This window comes from Nguyenibacter vanlangensis (genome assembly GCF_013376155.1).
Taxonomy (GTDB): Bacteria; Pseudomonadota; Alphaproteobacteria; order Acetobacterales; family Acetobacteraceae; genus Gluconacetobacter; species Gluconacetobacter vanlangensis.
In genome coordinates this window covers 1-2,391 of record NZ_JABXXP010000445.1, presented here as the reverse complement: position 1 = coordinate 2,391, position 2,391 = coordinate 1, and the positions used below count along the sequence as shown (strand labels likewise).

Genomic DNA, 2,391 nt, shown 5'->3' with positions numbered 1-2,391 from the left:
CACCGGCGGCTCATCCACTCAAGGCACGATCGGCGGCACGCAGACCACGATCGGAAGCGGCGCGTCCGATGCCGGCTCGAACCCCTCCGGCCCACCCGCCTGGGCTCGCCGCATGAAGCAGAACCAGTCGATGGCGCGCGGCGCGCAGACCGCCGCCCAGGTCCTGAAGTCCGGCGACACCCATGGCGGCGGTCACTCCGTCGATCTCTCGGGAGAATAGACAATGGCGCTCTTTCGCCGATCCACCGTCCGCTACGGTCGCACCCCGGAACCCGAAACCCCTTATCAGCGCGCCGCGCAGGCGTGGGACGATCGCATCGGCTCGGCCAGGGTGCAGGCCAAGAACTGGCGGCTGATGGCCTTCGGCTCGCTGGCGCTCTCCATGGGCCTCGCTGGCGGGCTCGTCTGGCAGTCCACCCATGGCAGTATCGTTCCTTGGGTGGTTCAGGTCGACAAGCTCGGCCAGGCTCAGGCCGTCGCTCCGGCCACGGCCGACTATGCCCCGAGCGATCCGGAGATCGCCTGGTATCTCGCCCATTTCATCGAGATGGTCCGCTCGCTGCCGGCCGATCCGATCATCGTGCGGCAGAACTGGCTGCAGGCCTATGACTTCACCAGCACCTCAGGATCCCAGGCGCTCAACGACTACGCCCGCGCCAACGATCCCTTCGCCAAGCTCGGCCATCAGCAGATCGCCATCGACGTCTCGAGCGTGATCCGCGCATCGCCGTCCAGCTTCCGGGTCGAGTGGGTCGAGCACCACTATCAGGACGGCGCGCTCGCCGAGACCTCACGCTGGACCGCGATCCTCACCGTCGCGATCCAGACGCCAACCTCCGCCGACGTGCTCCGCAAGAACCCCCTCGGCATCTACGTCACCGCCATCAACTGGTCGAAGGAGCTGGGACAATGACCCCGCCGATTTCCATGGAAGCCGGCGCTCCGGCTTCGCGTCTTTCAGTCTCTCAGCAAAACCGGGAAGGAGGGATTACGCCTTTCCGTAAAGCCGGGCTTGCGGCTTTGCTGCTCTCCGTCTCTGCGCTCGGCGGCTGCGCCCACAAGTTCATCCCGCCGGACATCAACTATGACAGCGCCGTGCCGGCGAAGCTCACCATCGATCCGCCCGCGCCGGTCAAGATCGTCGAGCTGCCCAGGCCATTGCCCTTGCCGGGTCAATTGAAGCCGCTCAACACGGGCAAGCCCGTCCCGGAAGCGCCCGATCCCACCGTGCGCGTCAACCAGGCGAATGCGGCCGCACGCATCCAGCCGGTCCGCAACGGCTTCATCAACGCAGTGCAGGTCTATCCCTATTCGGCCGGCGCGCTCTATCAGGCCTATACCGCGCCCGGCGAGATCACCGACATCGCCCTGCAGGACGGCGAGCAGCTCGTCGGCACGGGGCCGGTCGCCGCGGGCGACACTGTGCGCTGGATCATCGGCGACACTGAAAGCGGCGCGGATCCGACCAAGAAGGTCCATATCCTGGTCAAGCCGACCCGGCCGGATCTGGTGACGAACCTCGTCATCAACACCGATCGTCGGACCTACCTGCTCGAGCTCCGCTCGACCGAGAAGACCTATATGGCCTCGGTCTCCTGGCAGTACCCGGAAGACCAGCTCATCGCGCTGCGCCAGCAGAATGCGGCGGCCGAGACGGCCGCGCCGATCGCCACCGGCGTCGACCTCGCCGCAATCAACTTCCGCTATGCGATCGAGGGCGACAGCCCCGCCTGGCGGCCGCTACGCGCTTTCGACGATGGCCAGAAGGTCTACATCGAGTTCCCGTCGGGCATTCGCCAGGGCGAGATGCCGCCGCTCTTCGTCATCGGTCCGGCCGGCGGCTCCGAGCTGGTGAATTACCGGGTCAGGCAGAACTATTACATCGTCGATCGACTGTTCGCCGCCGCGGAGCTTCGGCTCGGCGACAAGGACAGCGAGAGGCGGGTCCGCATCGTCCGCACCGATGGAAGGCCGCGGTCATGACTGACGAGCCGGAAGACCAAAAGCCGGCGCCCACGCCCGTCGTGCCGCCCGACCTCCGCCTTAGGGGCGAACGGCCACGCGTCACCCGTCTCTCGCGCAAGGTGCTGATCACGCTCGGCGCCGTGTCGGCGCTCGCCGTGGCCGGCGCGCTCGGCTATGCGCTCCAGACGCACAACAAGGGCCAGTCCCGCCAAGAGCTGCTCAGCACGCAAAACCGGCCCTCGGCGGAGGGCTTGGCCGGGCTGCCGAAGGATTACACCGGCCTGCCACGCCAGGCGCCACCGCTCGGGCCGCCGCTGTAAATGCTGGATGAAAAGTCCGCAAAAGTGCTGGATGAAAAATCCCCAGTTTCTGGTTTCTGGGGATCAGCCAGAGCCTTGATCGTCGGTTCCTCTCCTGGGTGGCCGT

General features: G+C 66.6%; 3 protein-coding genes and 1 pseudogene. All 4 read left to right on the top strand.

The features are described from left to right. Positions 1-220, top strand: a pseudogene (locus HUK84_RS15070) (P-type conjugative transfer protein TrbL); the annotation flags it as partial. 3 nt (positions 221-223) lie between these two features. Then, the gene (gene trbF / locus HUK84_RS15065) at positions 224-913 is read left to right on the top strand and encodes a conjugal transfer protein TrbF (protein ID WP_176641014.1); all 690 of its coding nucleotides are present in this window, start codon (positions 224-226) and stop codon (positions 911-913) included. Further along, complete coding sequence (trbG, locus tag HUK84_RS15060; RefSeq protein ID WP_176641013.1) at positions 910-1,983, top strand: P-type conjugative transfer protein TrbG; 1,074 nt, start codon at positions 910-912, stop codon at positions 1,981-1,983. Before trbF ends, trbG begins: the two co-directional genes overlap by 4 nt. Then, complete coding sequence (locus HUK84_RS15055) at positions 1,980-2,285, top strand: hypothetical protein (RefSeq protein ID WP_246285707.1); 306 nt, start codon at positions 1,980-1,982, stop codon at positions 2,283-2,285. Before trbG ends, HUK84_RS15055 begins: the two co-directional genes overlap by 4 nt. The last annotated feature ends 106 nt before the right edge of the window (positions 2,286-2,391 follow it).

Excerpts from the sequence above, each read along its gene's own strand:
- trbF (WP_176641014.1), top strand. The coding sequence starts at position 224 with ATGGCGCTCTTTCGCCGATCCACCGTCCGCTACGGTCGCACCCCGGAA.
- trbG (WP_176641013.1), top strand. The coding sequence starts at position 910 with ATGACCCCGCCGATTTCCATGGAAGCCGGCGCTCCGGCTTCGCGTCTT.
- HUK84_RS15055 (WP_246285707.1), top strand. The coding sequence starts at position 1,980 with ATGACTGACGAGCCGGAAGACCAAAAGCCGGCGCCCACGCCCGTCGTG.